This is a genomic window from Pseudooceanicola endophyticus (genome assembly GCF_018760365.1).
In the GTDB taxonomy this organism is placed as follows: domain Bacteria; phylum Pseudomonadota; class Alphaproteobacteria; order Rhodobacterales; family Rhodobacteraceae; genus Pseudooceanicola; species Pseudooceanicola endophyticus.
This window is the reverse complement of the sequence record NZ_JAHIAB010000002.1, coordinates 347,504-362,076: the sequence shown is the minus strand read 5'-3', so window position 1 is coordinate 362,076 and position 14,573 is coordinate 347,504. Positions and strand designations below refer to the sequence as shown.

The 14,573-nt window shown below is 65.3% G+C and carries 15 protein-coding genes; 9 read left to right on the top strand and 6 right to left on the bottom strand.

Translation table 11 applies throughout. The features are described 5' to 3' along the window. The first annotated feature begins 9 nt into the window (after positions 1-9). From KM176_RS05225 to KM176_RS05200, 6 genes are all read left to right on the top strand, one after another. Positions 10-2,184, top strand: coding sequence for a chemotaxis protein CheA (locus KM176_RS05225; protein ID WP_160890963.1), 2,175 nt, complete (start codon positions 10-12; stop codon positions 2,182-2,184). Beyond that, positions 2,177-2,635 (top strand): chemotaxis protein CheW, encoded by a 459-nt coding sequence (locus KM176_RS05220; protein ID WP_160890964.1) that lies wholly within the window; start codon positions 2,177-2,179, stop codon positions 2,633-2,635. Before KM176_RS05225 ends, KM176_RS05220 begins: the two co-directional genes overlap by 8 nt. Continuing rightward, a complete protein-coding gene (locus KM176_RS05215) occupies positions 2,632-3,504 on the top strand; it encodes a CheR family methyltransferase (protein ID WP_160890965.1) in 873 nt (290 codons plus the stop codon). Before KM176_RS05220 ends, KM176_RS05215 begins: the two co-directional genes overlap by 4 nt. Positions 3,505-3,507: 3 nt before the next feature. Continuing rightward, positions 3,508-3,894 carry a response regulator gene (locus tag KM176_RS05210; protein ID WP_160890966.1) on the top strand — a complete coding sequence of 129 codons (387 nt, stop codon included), beginning with the start codon at positions 3,508-3,510 and terminating at the stop codon, positions 3,892-3,894. 71 nt (positions 3,895-3,965) lie between these two features. Next, a complete protein-coding gene (locus tag KM176_RS05205) occupies positions 3,966-4,310 on the top strand; it encodes a hypothetical protein (RefSeq protein ID WP_160890967.1) in 345 nt (114 codons plus the stop codon). A gap of 387 nt (positions 4,311-4,697) precedes the next feature. After that, complete coding sequence (locus tag KM176_RS05200; protein WP_160890968.1) at positions 4,698-5,453, top strand: LuxR family transcriptional regulator; 756 nt, start codon at positions 4,698-4,700, stop codon at positions 5,451-5,453. 365 nt (positions 5,454-5,818) lie between these two features. On the opposite strand, the gene tsf is transcribed toward KM176_RS05200, so the two are convergent. Continuing rightward, positions 5,819-6,694 carry a translation elongation factor Ts gene (tsf, locus tag KM176_RS05195; protein ID WP_160890969.1) on the bottom strand — a complete coding sequence of 292 codons (876 nt, stop codon included), beginning with the start codon at positions 6,692-6,694 and terminating at the stop codon, positions 5,819-5,821. Between the two features lie 80 nt (positions 6,695-6,774). Next, positions 6,775-7,545 carry a 30S ribosomal protein S2 gene (gene rpsB, locus KM176_RS05190; RefSeq protein WP_160890970.1) on the bottom strand — a complete coding sequence of 257 codons (771 nt, stop codon included), beginning with the start codon at positions 7,543-7,545 and terminating at the stop codon, positions 6,775-6,777. A gap of 212 nt (positions 7,546-7,757) precedes the next feature. On the opposite strand from rpsB, the gene KM176_RS05185 reads away from it, so the two are divergent. Together KM176_RS05185 and KM176_RS05180 are read left to right on the top strand one after the other, a co-directional pair. Then, positions 7,758-8,651, top strand: coding sequence for a PfkB family carbohydrate kinase (locus KM176_RS05185; RefSeq protein WP_160890971.1), 894 nt, complete (start codon positions 7,758-7,760; stop codon positions 8,649-8,651). A gap of 123 nt (positions 8,652-8,774) precedes the next feature. Next, on the top strand, positions 8,775-9,470 hold the full coding sequence (locus KM176_RS05180; protein WP_160890972.1) for a DUF502 domain-containing protein: 696 nt from the start codon (positions 8,775-8,777) through the stop codon (positions 9,468-9,470). 3 nt (positions 9,471-9,473) lie between these two features. On the opposite strand, the gene KM176_RS05175 is transcribed toward KM176_RS05180, so the two are convergent. Genes KM176_RS05175 through KM176_RS05165 form a run of 3 tightly spaced genes read right to left on the bottom strand, consistent with a single transcriptional unit; the run spans position 9,474 to position 11,594 of the window. Further along, positions 9,474-10,514 (bottom strand): patatin-like phospholipase family protein, encoded by a 1,041-nt coding sequence (locus KM176_RS05175; protein WP_160890973.1) that lies wholly within the window; start codon positions 10,512-10,514, stop codon positions 9,474-9,476. A gap of 19 nt (positions 10,515-10,533) precedes the next feature. After that, on the bottom strand, positions 10,534-10,824 hold the full coding sequence (locus KM176_RS05170) for a pentapeptide repeat-containing protein (RefSeq protein WP_160890974.1): 291 nt from the start codon (positions 10,822-10,824) through the stop codon (positions 10,534-10,536). Next, the gene (locus tag KM176_RS05165) at positions 10,821-11,594 is read right to left on the bottom strand and encodes a 3-hydroxybutyrate dehydrogenase (RefSeq protein ID WP_160890975.1); all 774 of its coding nucleotides are present in this window, start codon (positions 11,592-11,594) and stop codon (positions 10,821-10,823) included. Before KM176_RS05165 ends, KM176_RS05170 begins: the two co-directional genes overlap by 4 nt. 392 nt (positions 11,595-11,986) lie before the next feature. Here KM176_RS05165 and KM176_RS05160 point away from each other — a divergent pair, with 392 nt between their 5' ends. Then, positions 11,987-13,825: an extracellular solute-binding protein gene (locus tag KM176_RS05160; RefSeq protein ID WP_160890976.1), complete on the top strand. Its 1,839-nt coding sequence runs from the start codon at positions 11,987-11,989 to the stop codon at positions 13,823-13,825. A gap of 99 nt (positions 13,826-13,924) precedes the next feature. On the opposite strand, the gene KM176_RS05155 is transcribed toward KM176_RS05160, so the two are convergent. Then, on the bottom strand, positions 13,925-14,548 hold the full coding sequence (locus tag KM176_RS05155) for a helix-turn-helix domain-containing protein (RefSeq protein WP_160890977.1): 624 nt from the start codon (positions 14,546-14,548) through the stop codon (positions 13,925-13,927). Positions 14,549-14,573 lie beyond the last annotated feature (25 nt).

Below are 14,573 nucleotides of genomic sequence, written 5' to 3'. Positions count from 1 at the left end.
GAGGGGCAGATGTCCGATCAGAATGACCCGATGGCAGAAATCCGAGCATCCTTCTTCATCGAATGCGAGGAATTGCTGGAAGCCCTGCAGGATGGCCTGCAGGAGCTCGACGACGGCTCCGAGGACCCGGAGACGATCAACGTGGTGTTCCGCGCGGTCCATTCGATCAAGGGCGGGGCCGGCGCCTTCGGGCTGGAAACCCTGGTCCGCTTCGCCCATCGCTACGAAACCGTCCTGGACGAGGTTCGCAACGGCTCGCTGCATCCCGACAGCGAGGCGATGAAGCTCTTCTTCCTCGCCGCCGATCAGCTCTCGGATCTGGTGCGTGCCAGCCGTGACGACACCCCCCTTCCCGAGGAAACCAGCGAGGAACTGCTGGGCCGCCTCGATGCCCTGCTGGGCGATGAGGGAGGCAGCGAGGAGGTCGAACCGGCCGATTTCACCCCCATGGGGCTGAGCCTGTCGCTCGACCTGCCCGATCTGGATGCCGGACCGGCGCTGAACCGCATCACCGTCCGCTTCAAACCCGAGCAGGAGCTTTTCGCCACCGGCAACGAGCCGCAGATGCTGCTGCGCAACCTCGCCGCCTTGGGCGAAGCAAAGATCCGCTGCGACATGTCCGACCTGCCGCTGCTGCCGGACCTCGCCCCGGAAACCCCCTATCTGCAATGGATCGTTGAGCTCGAGACCGAGGCCTCCGAACCCGAGATCCGCGACATCTTCGAATTCGTCGACGGCCTCTGCGAGATCGAGATCTCCGGAGGCGAGGAGGACAGCGCCCCTTTGGCTGAGTCCGCTCCGCCGCCGCCGGCGCCGCCTCCGGAGGTCCCGAAACCTGCTGCGGTGTCCCCGCCGGTCGCCGCCCCCACCGGGTCCGCGCCGGTCGCCAGCCCGCCCGCGGCCCCCGCGGCCGCCGCCGTGGCCGACAAAGATGGCGAGGGGGATGGCCGCAAGGGCGCGACGGCGGCCAAGTCCGTGGTGCGCGTCGACCTGGAGCGCATCGAGCGGCTCGTGAACCTGGTCGGGGAACTGGTGATCAACCAGGCCATGTTGTCGCAAAGCCTGGACGAAGCCGGGCTCTCGCCGCATTCCGACGCCATGAACGGGCTGGAGGAATTCCAGCGCCTGACCCGGGACATCCAGGACTCGGTGATGATGATCCGCGCCCAGCCGGTCAAGTCGCTGTTCCAGCGCATGTCGAGGATCGTGCGCGAATCCTCCGCCGCGGTCGAGAAGGACGTGCGCCTCGTCACCGAGGGCGAGGCGACCGAGGTCGACAAGACGGTGATCGAGCGGCTCTCCGATCCTCTGACCCACATGATCCGCAACGCCGTCGACCATGGCCTGGAGACCGCCGAAAAGCGGCTGGCTGCCGGCAAATCCAAGGCCGGCACAGTGACCCTCACCGCCGCGCACCGCTCCGGGCGCGTCATCATCGAGGTGGCCGACGACGGGGCGGGCATCAACCGTCCCCGTGTGCAGGAGATCGCGGTCAACAAGGGCCTGATCTCTCCGGATGTGCAGCTGAGCGACAGCGAGATCGACAACCTGCTGTTCCTGCCCGGGTTCTCCACGGCAAGCAAGGTCTCGAACCTGTCCGGTCGGGGCGTCGGCATGGATGTGGTGAAGACCGCGATCCAGTCCCTCGGCGGGCGGATCTCGATCAATTCCGAGCCCGGAAAGGGGACCACCTTCTCGATCAGCCTTCCTCTGACGCTCGCCGTCCTGGACGGGATGGTTGTGAATGTCGCCGGCGAAACCCTGGTCCTGCCACTGAACGTGGTGGTGGAAACGCTCTCCCTCGGCCCCGACGACGTTCAGATGCTGCGTCCAGGCGCCTATGTGGTTCGGGTCCGGGGCGGTTTCGTGCCCCTATATGACCTTGGCGTCATGCTGGGCTATCGCAGCAGCCGAAAGACCGGCGAGGGCAGCATCGTCCTGCTGATCTCGCTCGAGGACGGCAGCCGCGCCGCCCTGGTGATCGACGGCATCCAGGACCAGCGACAGGTGGTGATCAAGGGCCTCGACGACAGTTTCTACCGCGCGCCCGGCATCGCCGCGGCAACAATCCTCGGGGATGGGCAGATCGCCCTGATCCTCGACCCGGCGGACATCATTGCCGGCATGGGCCATATCCGCGGCTCGGATTTCATGTTCTCTGAAAGGATGACAGCAAATGAGTGAACATGGCCAGACCAGTGACCTGGAGCTGCTGACATTTCGCGTGGCCGACCAGGAATATTCTCTGGACATCATGTCGGTCCGCGAAATCCGCGGTTGGACCCGGACGACGCCGATGCCCCATGCTCCCGACTACATGCGCGGGGTGATCAACCTGCGCGGCACGGTGCTGCCCGTGATGGACCTGGCCCGCCGGCTGAACCTGCCCTCGCAGGAGACGAATGATCGAAACGTCATCATCGTGGTCAAGATGAACGGAACCCTGACCGGCCTTCTGGTCGATGCTGTGTCCGACATCGTGGCGATCACCGAGGACGATCTGCAGATTCCGCCGGACATATCCTCGGACCCGCAACTGTCCGTTGTCCGCGCACTGACGGTGATCGACGACCGGATGATCCGCGTCCTTGACCTGGCCGCCGTCGTGCCCAGCCGCAGCGACGAGGCCGCATGAGCCCTCCCTCGCAAGACACCTCGGCGATGGTGATGGACGACAAGTCCTTTGCCACGCTGTCGGCCCTGGCCAAGGCCGAGGCCGGCCTCGTCCTGCCCGTGGGCAAGATGACCATGGTGCAGTCACGGCTCAGAAAACGGCTGATCGCCAGCGGGCAGCCCGACTACCCCAGCTATTGTCGCCTGGTCTCCTCCCCGGAGGGGCTGGAGGAACGGCGGCAGATGATCTCGGCTCTGACCACCAACGTGTCTCATTTCTTTCGGGAATCGCATCATTTCGACATTCTGCGCGACAAGGTGGTGCCGGAGTTGCTGCGCAAGACCCGAGCCGGGCAGAAGATCCGGATCTGGTCTGCAGGCTGTTCCAGCGGCCAGGAGCCCTACTCGATCGGTATGTGCCTGCTGAGCGCGGCGCCGGAACTGGCCAGCAAGGACCTGTTGATCCTGGGGACAGACATCGACCCGGCCATCCTGGAAAAGGCCGAAGCCGCGACCTACAGCGGCCAGCAGGTGACCGGCATTCCCGAAGCGATGCGCAAGACCTACATGGAGCCGGCCGGCGGCGATCAGTACCGGGTTGGCCCGGCTGTGCGCAAGCTGGTGCGCTTTCGGGAACTGAACCTGCTGCGCGACTGGCCGATGAAGGGGCAGTTCGACGCCATCTTCTGCCGCAACGTCGTGATCTATTTCGATTCCGACACCCAGGCCACGCTCTGGCCGCGTTTCCGCCAGCGCCTGACCGGCGACGGCTGGATTTTCCTCGGGCATTCCGAACGCATTTCGGATGCTGCCCTGCCCCTCTTCGAACCGACTGGAATGACGGCCTATCGTGTGGCCGGTTCCGTGCCCCCCACCGCCCGGAAGGATTGACGTATGGCCCTGAGAGATCAGATCAGAATCATGGTCGTGGACGACATGTCCACCAGCCGCGGATTGATTACTCAGGCGCTTGACGCCTTCGGGATCCGCAATGTCGCCAGCGCCTCGGACGGGCCCTCGGCCCTGAAGGAGATGGAGACAAAACCCGTTCATCTGGTGATCTCGGACTTCAACATGCCCGGTATGGACGGGCTTCAGCTGCTGCACGCCCTGCGCACCGGAGCCAAGACCAAGGGGGTCGGTTTCATCCTGATCACCGGCAAGGCCGACAAGGCGATCATCGACAAGGGGCGCGCGCTCGGCATGAACAACTTCCTCAAGAAACCCTTCGAGCCGAATGACCTGCGGGCCTGCATCGAGGCGGTGGTCGGGCGTTTGTGATGCGGGTGCCCTCCCAGCCTTCCTCCCCCGACCCGACGCCATCGGATGCGCTGGACATCGCGGCCGCCGACATGGCCGAGGTCCTGGCCGGGCAGTTGTCGAGCCTTCGGGGGCTGACAGCGGGGCTTGAAGACGCGCTCTCCGCTAGCCTTTGTTCCTGCAAGCCACTGACGGAGGATGCCTTCCTTTCGTTTCAGCGGATCGACTACATGCGCCAGTCCCTGCGCGACATGGAACGGATGCTGGCGGAATTCGGGCCGAGCTTCACCTGGAAACCGGACAGCAAAATCAGCCGAAGCCGCCTGGAGGCCAGCGTCGACATGGGCGACAGTATCGCCGTTCTCCTGGGCGAACCGCCTCCGGGGCTTGACCCGCCCGCAGAGGAAGATGATGCCGGCACGCCGGATCTGTGGTGAGGTCAGGCTTTCGGAGCGGGCGTCGCCCAAGACAGGGGACAGGGCAAATCGGAAAGACCACATAGCCGAGTTGCCGAGTTGCCGAGTTGCCGAGTTGCCGAGTTGCCGAGTTGCCGAGTTGCCGAGTTGCCGAGTTGCCGAGTTGCCGAAAACTGCCCTCTCTTCCGGCATTTACCAGCGCCTTCCGCGCTCATCTGGCATACTTGGTGTCCAAATGTGACGCGGGGGTCGCACCTGCCGCACCGAAGGTCGGCTGCGACGGCGTGCGACCTCGACTTCCTGCCACAACCGACCTAGCCGTTTTCGCAAGATCAAGCCCCCTGCCCGGATCCGCAACTGTAGACGCGGTGCGCAGGGGCCGTGTCACCGCAAGGGGAGACCGAAATCATGGACCGTCGCGAGGTGCTCGAACAGCTGACCAATGCCCAGACCATCGAGGATCTCTGGGCCTGTCATTGCGAGGCGATGGCCGGGTTCGGTTTCGACCGCCTGCTCTACGGCTTCACCCGCTACCGCACCGCGACCTCGCTGGGGGATCCGCAGGATTTCGTTATCCTGACTAACCACACCGCCGCCTACCGGGATACCTTCCTGGGCAAGGGGCTGTATTTCCACGCCCCGATGGTGCGGTGGGCCCTGCAGAACGAAGGCGTGTCGTCCTGGAACATCATCGGCCAGATGCTGGCCACCGGCACGCTGACCGAAAGCGAGCGCAAGGTGATCGAGTTCAACCGCTCCATGGAGGTTACTGCCGGCTACTCGATCTCCTTCAAGTCGCCGTCGCCGCGCACCAAGGGTGCGATCGCGCTGACCGCCGCCCCGGGGCTGACCCAGGAGGCCATCGATGCCATGTGGGCCGAGCATGGCCGCGACATCACCCTTATGAACAACATCACCCATCTGAAGATCCAGACCCTGCCCTATCCGGGCCTGACCCGCGGCCTGACACGGCGCCAGCGCGAGGCCCTGCAATGGGTCGGTGATGGCAAGACCGTGCAGGACATCGCCGTCCTGATGGGGCTGACCACCGCCACCGTCGAAAAGCACCTGCGCCTTGCCCGCGGTACGCTGAACGTCGAGACCACCGCCCAGGCGGTGCTGAAGGCCGCCTTCCTGAACCAGATGTTCATCGTCGACGCCTGACCCGCCTCCACACCCGGCATTAACGATTTGGTAAGGTTTCCCTTACTTTTTAATTCTGCGCCGCGGCGCCATACTTGCCCCGTTCCGTGAGTGATGGCCTTGGGCCAGGGAACAGCCGGCCGGACCCTCAGGATTACGAGGCTCTCCGACCGGGTCCGGGAAACCGGAAGACCGGCAGGAAGACCAATTCATCATCTTCCCGCCGGCGTCAGTCCGGGGGCGTCATCCCCAAACCTCCCCCTGAACGACTTTGCGGTGCCGGACGTCCCCCCGGCACCGCCTCCATGCGTCCCGCCCGCCGGACCCCGCGCATGAAAAAAGGGCCGGAGGAAACCTCCGACCCTTCTTCAATCCTGGAAAGGGGATCAGACCTGAGCGGCCTTGGCCACTTCTGCGGCGAAATCCTCTTCCTTCTTCTCGATGCCTTCGCCGACTTCGAGACGGACGAAACCGACGACCTCGACACCGGCTTCCTTGGCGGCAGCCTCGACCGTCAGGTCGGGGTTGATCACGAAGGCCTGGCCCAGCAGCGTCACTTCGCCGAGGAACTTCTTCATGCGGCCCTTGATCATGTTCTCGATGATGTTCTCGGGCTTGCCGGACTCACGCGCCTGCTCGGTCAGGACCGAACGCTCGCGCTCGACCAGCGCCGGGTCCAGATCGGCTTCGCCGAGGGACGCGGGGTTGGCAGCGGCGATGTGCATGGCGACCTGACGGCCGAACTCTTCGTTCGAACCTTTCAGGGCGACCAGAACACCGATGTTGCCCATGTTCGGGGCAGCGGCGTTGTGCACGTAGGACACGACCTGGTCGCCTTCGAGGGCGGCCATGCGGCGCAGCGTCATGTGCTCACCGATGGTGGCAACCTTGTCGGTGATCAGCGCGTCGACGGTCTTGCCGCCCACGTCAGCCGCTTTCAGCGATTCCAGATCGGACGCGCCCAGGGCGGCGGTCACGATGGTCGAGACCATGTCCTGGAAGTCTTTGTTCTTGGCGACGAAGTCGGTTTCCGAGTTCACCTCGACGGCAACACCCTTGCCACCGTCCACGGCCAGGGCGACGAGGCCCTCGGCGGCGGTGCGGCCGGCCTTCTTGGCGGCTTTCGCCAGGCCCTTGGTGCGCAGCCAGTCAACGGCGGCTTCCATGTCGCCATCGGTCTCGGTCAGGGCCTTCTTGGCATCCATCATGCCTGCGCCGGTCATCTCGCGCAGTTCTTTAACCTGTGCAGCAGTGATCGCCATGGGGGATCTCCTTACGTCTGAATAGGGTTCCGGCCGCGCCTAACACGCGGCCGGTGACACTTCTGTAACGAACGGACGGCTTACGCCTGCTCTGCCTCGGCAGCTGCGAGCTCTTCCTCGTAGCCTTCGACCAGTTCGCCGACGTCGACGCCTGCGGCGCCGAGCTGTGCGGTCATGCCGTCGAGCGCTGCGCGCGAGACCAGGTCGCAGTAGAGGGAGATGGCGCGTGCGGCGTCATCGTTGCCCGGGATGATGTAGTCCACGCCTTCGGGCGAGCAGTTGGTGTCGACGACGGCGACGACCGGGATGCCCAGCTTCTTGGCCTCCAGGATGGCCAGGGCCTCTTTCTTGACGTCGATGACGAAGAGAAGGTCCGGGATGCCGCCCATTTCGCGGATGCCGCCGAGGGACGCCTGCAGTTTGCCCTGCTCGCGTTCCATGCCCAGGCGCTCTTTCTTGGTGAGGCCTTCGGCGCCGCCTTCGAGACGCTCGTCGATTTCCTTCAGACGGTTGATCGACTGGGAAACGGTTTTCCAGTTGGTCAGCGTGCCGCCGAGCCAGCGGTGGTTCATGTAGTACTGAGCGCACTTTTCAGCAGCTTCGGCGACCGGAGCGGACGCCTGACGCTTGGTGCCGACGAACAGCACGCGACCGCCCTTGGCAACGGTCTCGCGCACGACGTTCAGAGCCGCGTCCAGCATCGGGACGGTCTGGGTCAGGTCGAGGATGTGGATGCCGTTGCGGGCGCCGTAGATGAACTCGCCCATGCGGGGGTTCCAGCGCTGCGTCTGGTGGCCGAAGTGCACGCCAGCTTCAAGCAGCTGACGCATGGAGAACTCGGGAAGAGCCATGGTCTTTACCTTTCCGGTTTGCGCCTTGGCGGGGGTGTGAACCTGATGGTCAACCGGTGGACGCATGGGGATGTCTCCCCCATGGGCCCGACCCCGCCTGCGGGATTAAGTGGCGCCCCTTTACACCCGGTCCGCCGACTTGGCAACCCCGCTGCCGGAAAAGACGCAAAGGCCCCTCTTGCCTTTTCCCCGCCCCCCGGCACAGATGGCGCATGAGCCAAGATTCCACCATCCTCTGCATCGGCGCCGTCCTGTGGGACATCATCGGACGCTCGCCCAATCACATGGAGCGCGGCGCCGACGTGCCGGGCCGCATCACCCGCCTGCCCGGCGGCGTGGCGATGAACATCGCGATGACCCTCGCGGGTTTCGGCATGAAGCCGGTGCTGCTGACCGCCGTCGGCCGCGACCCCGAGGGCAACGAGCTGATCTCGGCCTGCGCCGATCTCGGGATGGAGTGCAGCCATGTCTATCGCTCCGAGGACCTGCCGACCGACCGTTACATGGCGGTCGAGGGCGCCAACGGCCTGATCGCGGCCATTGCCGACGCCCATTCCCTTGAGGCCGCCGGCGCCAAGATCCTGCGGCCGCTGACCGAGGGGCCGCTGGGCACCCCGGGCCAGCCCTTCGAGGGCCGCGTGGCGCTGGACGGCAACCTGACGCTGCACCTGCTGGAAGAGATCGCCTCGTCTCCCGCTTTCGCCCATGCCGACCTGCGGGTCGCGCCGGCCTCGCCGGGCAAGGCGCTGCGCCTGCGGCCCTTCCTGCGCCATCCGGGCGCCCTGCTCTACGTGAACCTCGAAGAGGCCGGGCTGCTCTGCGCCACCGATTTCCCCGATGCCGAAAGCGCCGCCCTGGGGCTGCTGGCCAAGGGCGCGCGCCGGGCGCTGGTGACCGATGGCGGCAAGTCGGCCTGCGATGCGACCCAGGACGGACCGATCACCCTGACGCCGCCCAAGGTCATGGTGACCCGTGTCACCGGCGCCGGCGACACCTTCATGGCCGCCCATATCGTCGCCGAAGCCGAAGGCGCCGGACGCGAGGATGCCCTGCAACGGGCGCTGAACGCCGCCGCCCGCTACGTCTCGGGGCAGAACCCCCTGTAACCCCCGCCCCGGCGCAAGGTCAGGCCGCGCCGGGGGCACAATCCGCGCCCGGCCCATTGCCGCGCCGAGGGTCAGCTCTTAACTTCCAGAGCATACGCTCCTTTTTTTCTGGCTCTCTCGCACATGTCCGAACCCCAGCACGACGCCCCATCCCATTCCCGCCCCGGCGTCCTTGCCCGGGTGCGCTCCTCGTTCCTGACCGGGATCGTGGTGATCCTGCCGGTCGCGCTGACGATCTGGGTGCTGTGGTCGATCCTTGGCTGGATCGACAGCGTGGTGCTGCCGCTGGTGCCCGAACGCTTCCAGCCGGAACATTACATCGGCATCAACCTGCGCGGTGTCGGCATCATCTTCTTCCTCGTCTTCACGGTGATCATCGGCTGGGTCGCGAAGGGGCTGATCGGGCGCTCGCTGATCCGCTACGGCGAAAGCCTGGTGGACCGGATGCCGATCGTGCGCACCGTCTATTCCGGCGCCAAGCAGATCGCCGAAACGGTCTTTGCCCAGTCCGAGCGCAGCTTCGAGCGCGCCTGCCTGATCCAGTATCCCCGCAAGGGCATCTGGGCCATCGGCTTTGTCTCGACCGAAGCCAAGGGAGAGCTGGCGATGCGCGCCGAGACCGGCTCGAAGCTGATGTCGATCTTCGTGCCGACCACGCCCAACCCGACCTCGGGCTTCCTGCTGTACCTGCCGGAAGAGGACGTGACCTATCTCGACATGTCGATCGAGGATGCCGCCAAGCTGGTGATCTCGGCCGGGCTGGTCTATCCGAACCCGAAGGACCCGACGAAGCCCGGCAAGGGCACCATCGGGCGCTGAGGCTCAGCCGAACATCGCCGCCATGTCCACGCTGGAGCGCTTGCCCAGATCGTCCCCATGGGCCGACAGGAAGGCCTCGGCGGAGGCGCGCCCGGCCTGTTTCAGCCCCTCCAGCAACCCGCAGTAGGGAAACATCTTGGTGGCGCTCGACAGGTCCAGCATGACCTCGTCATCGGCGATCAGGTGGATCAGCACATCCTTCTTCTCGTTCGAGGAAACGACCCCCGCCGCGATCAGCCGCTTGACGTATTCGATGGCGCGCAGCTCGCGCAGCAGCGAGGTGTTGAAGCTGATCTCGTTCATCCGGTTCTGGATCCGGTCGGGCAGCATCGGCACCTCGTCGCGTTCCAGCGGGTTCAGCGCCACGATGACGATATCGTCCGGGTAGTCGGGCCTGAACAGCGGGAACAGCGCCGGGTTGCCGGAATAGCCGCCATCCCAGAACGCCTCGACCCGGTCGGTCTGAGCGTCAAAGAACTCCACCGCGCGGAACACCGTCGGCAAACAGGCCGAGGCCAGCAGCGCGTCTGGCGTCACCTCGGCCCCTTCGAAGACGCGGATCTTGCCGTTGCGCACCTTTGTGGCGTTGACGTAAAGCGCCGGGCCCTGGGCATGGCAGACCTCGTCGAAGTTCAGCTTCTCGACGATGGCGCGCAGCGGATTGGTGTAGAACGGCCCCGAGGCATAGGGCGTCGACACAAGCGACAGCATGTCGAGCGCGGGCCCCACCAGAGAATATTCCGCCGCCAGGCCGATCTGGTGCAGCGCCGGGGCCGGAATGCCCGACATCACCCAGCCCAGCAGGCCGGTGTCGCGCATCCCGCCCATGTCGGCCCAGAAATCATCCAGGGCCGCGCGGGCCCCTTCCCGGCCACCGCGCACCCAGCCCGCCTTCAGAGCGGCACCGTTCATCGCCCCCGCCGAGGTGCCCGAGATCGCCGCGATCTCCAGGTCCTCCTCCTCAAGCAGCCGGTCCAGCACGCCCCAGGTATAGGCGCCATGCGCCCCCCCGCCCTGCAGGGCCAGGTTGATCCGTCTCACCATCGCTTGCCTCCCGGGCGGCTCAGCCCTCGTGCCACTTGCGCAGCAGGTCGCTCACCAGGATGCCGTCGATGGTCATCCCCTCCATGCCGGCCTCGCGGATCACCAGCCCCGACAGGTCGGCGTGGCTGATGATCGCATCGACCAGCGACAGGTTCGTCAGCTCTGCCCCGGTCAGGTCGGCATCGCGGATCTGCAGCCCGCGCCCGTCGATGCCGCTGAACCGCGCCCCCGAGAGGGAGCTGTCGGAGACTTCGGCCTCCGACAGGTCGATCCGGGCCAGGGCGGCCGGCGATTTCTCGGGCCCGCTCATTGCGCGGTCCAGCCGCCATCGGCAGAGATCGTCGTGCCGGTGACCTGCGCCGCCGCGTCCGAGCACAGGAAGACGGCTATGCCGCCCAGCTGCTCGACCGTGACGAAATCCTTCGAAGGCTGCTTGGCCAGGATCACCTGTTCGACCACCTCGTCCTCGGACATATTGTATTCCTTGGCGGTGTCGGGGATCTGCGCCTCGACCAGCGGCGTCAGCACGTAGCCCGGGCAGATCGCATTGGCGGTGATCGGTTCCTTCGCGGTCTCAAGACCCACGGTCTTGGTCATGCCGACGATGCCGTGCTTGGCGCTGATATAGGCCGATTTGAAGGGCGAGGCGCGCAGACCATGCGCCGAGGCGATGTTGATGATCCGCCCCCAGCCGGCGGCGCGCATCTTCGGCAGCGCGGCAGCGGTGGTGTGGAAGGCCGAGCAAAGGTTGATCGCGATGATCGCATCCCATTTCTCGACCGGGAACTCATCGATCGGGGCGACGTGCTGGATGCCGGCATTGTTGACCAGGATATCGCAGGCCCCGGCCTTCTCGATCAGGGCACGGCACTGGTCGCCCTTGGACATGTCGGCCTGGATGTAGCGCACGGTGACGCCGAATTCCGCGGCCATGTCGGCGGCCAGCTTGTGGTCCTTCTCGTCGTCGGTGAATGAGTTCAGCACCACATCCGCGCCGGCGCCTGCCAGGGCGCGCGCCACCCCCAGACCGATCCCGGAGTTGGACCCCGTCACGATGGCTGTCTTCCCGCTCAGGCTCATGGCAAATCTCCTCGCTTCGCAGGCCCGGCACGTCCGGGCCGTTCGCAGCCGAAGATAATGCCGCAGCGGCAAAAAGCGAGGGGGACAATGGCCGGTATGCCGCGTCAGAACGCCCTTCGTGAACAGGCCGAACGCCATTGCACCGCGGCCCCGAGTCGCCCGCACGCCCGTCCGGGCGGCGCTCCGAATTCATTGATCACGCAGAAAAAAACGCCGGCACAAGGCCGGCGTTAAGTCGTTGAGGCAGGTTTCATACAGGCAAGAAACCTATCGAGCAGTACCCATGTTATAAGCAATCCCGCGCCGTCATGGAAGCTAAAAGTTTGAAAACATGTAAATCCGCAGTTAGCCTGCCCGGCAACAAAACAAGGCAGAGCAGGGCCTCAGGCGGAATGACCATTCTCAGACGTGTCAGAAAAACGGCGAAAGCCGCATTGCTTTCAAGCTTTTCCGGGCTCTTGATTCTGGCCGGCCCGGCGCTGGCAGAGCCCTCTTACGGCATTGCCATGTACGGCAAGCCCGCCCTGCCGCCGGACTTCACCGCCCTGCCCTATGCCAATCCCGATGCCCCCCAGGGTGGCACGCTCGTCACCGGCGACACCGGCACCTTCGATTCGCTCAACCCCTTCGTCCAGAAGGGAACCCCGCCCTGGCAGCTGCGCTTTCTGACCCATGAAAGCCTGATGATCCGCAATTACGACGAACCCTTCAGCCTCTACGGCCTGCTCGCCTCCTCGGTGGAAACCGACCCGGACCGGCATTGGGTCGAATACACGCTGAACCCGAAGGCGAAATTCTCCGACGGATCACCCGTCACTGTCGAGGATGTGATCTGGAGTTACCGCGAACTCGGCACCGAGGGGAACGCCCGCTATGCCGGCCTGTGGTCCCAGATCGACAAGATCGAGCAGACCGGCCCCGGCAAGGTCCGCATCACCTTCAAGGGCGACAACCGCGAACTGGCGCTGATCGCCGGGCTGACGCCGATCCTGAAAAAGGCGCAATGGCAGGGCAAGGATTTCGCCAATGCCGGCCTTGACGACATTCCGATCGGCTCTGCGCCCTACGTGATCTCCAGCTACACCGCCGGGCGCAATGTCGTGCTGAAGCGCAATCCCGACTACTGGGGCAAGGACCTGCCCGTGCGCCGCGGCACCGATAATTTCGACACCATCCGGATCGAGTTCTACGGCGATCAGGGCGTCCTCTTCGAAGCCTTCAAGGCCGGAGAGCTGTCCTTCCTGCGCGAATTCAACGCCGAGAAATGGCAGCGCGACTACGATTTTCCCGCCGTTCAGGATGGCCGCATCGTCAAGTCCGAGATCCCCACCGAACGTCCCTCGGGCATGACCGGATTCGTGATGAACACCCGCCGCGCGCCTTTCAACGACATCCGCGTGCGCGACGCGATGATGCTGGCCTTCAACTTCGAATATATCAACGGCACGATCACCGGTGGCCGCCAGCCCCGCATCACCTCCTATTTCTCGCATTCCACCCTGGGGATGCGACCGGGCCCCGCGACCGGCCGCGTCAAGGACCTGCTCGCCCCCTTCGCCGACAGCCTGCCCCCCGGCGCCCTCGACGGCTACACCCTGCCCGAGGGCGACGGCAGCGCGCGCAACCGCGCCAACCTGCGCCGCGCCGCGCAGGAGCTGGAACAGGCCGGTTGGGTCGTGGGGTCTGACGGCGTGCGCCGCAACGGCGAAGGCCGCCCCCTCAGCTTCGACATCCTGCTGCGCCAGGGCGACCGCCAGGACCAGTCGATCATCGACATCTACCAGGACGCGCTGAAACGTCTGGGCATCACCACCACGATCACCCTGGTGGACGATGCGCAATACGCAATGCGCACCCAGGATTTCGACTTCGACATGACCGATTTCCGCCGCGAACTCTCGCTCTCGCCCGGCAATGAGCAACGCCTCTACTGGGGCAGCCAAAGCGCCGACCTGCCCGGCTCCCGCAACCTCATGGGCCTCAAGAGCCCCGCCGCGGATGCGATGATCGACGCCATGCTCTCCTCGCGCAGCCTGGAGGATTTCACCGCCGCCACCCGCGCCCTTGACCGCGTGCTGACGGCAGGACGCTACGTGATCCCGGTCTTCCTCTTCGACAAGGGCCGCATCGCCCACAAGGCGGATCTGAAATACCCCGCCCATATCCCGCTCTACGGCGACGGCGTCTACTTCCTGCCCGACGTCTGGTGGCAGGCCCCGTCGGCGCCGTAGCCCTTCATCTTTCCATAAATATGCAAAACGGCCCGCCATCGCGCGGGCCGTTTCACATTCATCTTTCCAAAAATACGGCTGTCGACACGCCCGCCAGGCTCAGCCCAGCGAGGTCACCCAGAGGATCGTCGCATCATCCTCGCTGACCGAGACCACGTTGTGCCCCATCGAGGCATCGTAATAGGCGCTGTCGCCGCGCCGCATCTCCAGCGGCTCGTAGAATTCGGTGTAAAGCCGCACCACCCCGGTCAGCACGTAAAGGAATTCCTCGCCGTCATGGCGCACCCAGCCGTCGAATTCCTCCAGCTTGCGGGCCCGGATGCGCGCCCGGTAGGGCAGCATCTGCTTGCGCGTCAACCCGCTGGCCAGCAGCTCGTGCTCGTAGGTGGCGGTGGCATGGGCCTGCCCCTCGCCCTCGCGGGTCGAGACCATCCGCCCCATGACCTGTCCGGTCTTCGGCGCGGTGAACAGCTGCGGCACCGGAATGCCCAGCCCCGTCGCCAGCTTCTTCAGCGCGTCGTAGGTGGGCGACATCTGCCCGTTCTCGATCTTCGACAGGGTCGAACGCGCCAGTCCCGCCTTGTGGGCGGCGAATTCCAGCGTCCAGTCGCGGGCCCGGCGCAGTTCGCGCACGCGCTCGCCCAGGTCCAGCGGCTCGCCGCCTTCCTGGCGGCCGCTCTCGCGGGCGATACGGATCAGGTTGCGCGGATTGGTCTCTTGCATGCGGCAGAAGATACCGCGATGCGAC

Excerpts from the sequence above, each read along its gene's own strand:
- KM176_RS05225 (WP_160890963.1), top strand. The coding sequence starts at position 10 with ATGTCCGATCAGAATGACCCGATGGCAGAAATCCGAGCATCCTTCTTC.
- KM176_RS05210 (WP_160890966.1), top strand. The coding sequence starts at position 3,508 with ATGGCCCTGAGAGATCAGATCAGAATCATGGTCGTGGACGACATGTCC.
- KM176_RS05180 (WP_160890972.1), top strand. The coding sequence starts at position 8,775 with ATGTCCGAACCCCAGCACGACGCCCCATCCCATTCCCGCCCCGGCGTC.
- KM176_RS05170 (WP_160890974.1), bottom strand. The coding sequence starts at position 10,824 with ATGAGCGGGCCCGAGAAATCGCCGGCCGCCCTGGCCCGGATCGACCTG.
- KM176_RS05185 (WP_160890971.1), top strand. The coding sequence starts at position 7,758 with ATGAGCCAAGATTCCACCATCCTCTGCATCGGCGCCGTCCTGTGGGAC.
- tsf (WP_160890969.1), bottom strand. The coding sequence starts at position 6,694 with ATGGCGATCACTGCTGCACAGGTTAAAGAACTGCGCGAGATGACCGGC.
- KM176_RS05220 (WP_160890964.1), top strand. The coding sequence starts at position 2,177 with ATGAGTGAACATGGCCAGACCAGTGACCTGGAGCTGCTGACATTTCGC.
- KM176_RS05165 (WP_160890975.1), bottom strand. The coding sequence starts at position 11,594 with ATGAGCCTGAGCGGGAAGACAGCCATCGTGACGGGGTCCAACTCCGGG.
- KM176_RS05160 (WP_160890976.1), top strand. The coding sequence starts at position 11,987 with ATGACCATTCTCAGACGTGTCAGAAAAACGGCGAAAGCCGCATTGCTT.
- rpsB (WP_160890970.1), bottom strand. The coding sequence starts at position 7,545 with ATGGCTCTTCCCGAGTTCTCCATGCGTCAGCTGCTTGAAGCTGGCGTG.
- KM176_RS05175 (WP_160890973.1), bottom strand. The coding sequence starts at position 10,514 with ATGGTGAGACGGATCAACCTGGCCCTGCAGGGCGGGGGGGCGCATGGC.
- KM176_RS05215 (WP_160890965.1), top strand. The coding sequence starts at position 2,632 with ATGAGCCCTCCCTCGCAAGACACCTCGGCGATGGTGATGGACGACAAG.
- KM176_RS05200 (WP_160890968.1), top strand. The coding sequence starts at position 4,698 with ATGGACCGTCGCGAGGTGCTCGAACAGCTGACCAATGCCCAGACCATC.
- KM176_RS05155 (WP_160890977.1), bottom strand. The coding sequence starts at position 14,548 with ATGCAAGAGACCAATCCGCGCAACCTGATCCGTATCGCCCGCGAGAGC.
- KM176_RS05205 (WP_160890967.1), top strand. The coding sequence starts at position 3,966 with ATGGCCGAGGTCCTGGCCGGGCAGTTGTCGAGCCTTCGGGGGCTGACA.